The organism is Yersinia sp. 2542 StPb PI, assembly GCF_048593855.1.
GTDB classification, from domain to species: Bacteria; Pseudomonadota; Gammaproteobacteria; order Enterobacterales; family Enterobacteriaceae; genus Yersinia; species Yersinia enterocolitica_E.
Genome location: NZ_JAZGQA010000517.1, coordinates 1 through 401, shown reverse-complemented (window position 1 = coordinate 401; position 401 = coordinate 1). Strand labels below are relative to the sequence as shown.

Genomic DNA, 401 nt, shown 5'->3' with positions numbered 1-401 from the left:
ATTGATTTCATGTCGAGGACTTGATGCCTGGCTAAATCTCTCGATATAGTCGTTATTTGATGCTGAGCCTCTTGTAAATTAAGTTTTGTCTCTCTATTATCTTGTTCCAATTGTATTTTCATATTGCGTAGATTGCTTATTTGCTCGGTAATATTCACTATTCTGGATGTCGCTTCCAGCATAAAATCATAGTTAGATAAACGAATAATAACATCGCCTTTCTCGACAGTATCGAAAGCCTGTTTGGCGACTTCAGTGACTTTTCCTCCTCGTTCACTTGATACAATCATACTTTCTTTAGGTACCGCGATAGCTCGGGTTGTCAGCACATCCTGATACACTTCTGATTCAATAGTATGGAAAACAGCATTCTCTCGTGATATGAGTAAAGAGCGCTGAGC

General features: G+C 38.9%; 1 pseudogene. It reads right to left on the bottom strand.

Annotated features, from left to right (window positions below):
* Nucleotides 1-401 (bottom strand): annotated as a pseudogene (locus V1952_RS22570) (RND transporter); the annotation flags it as partial.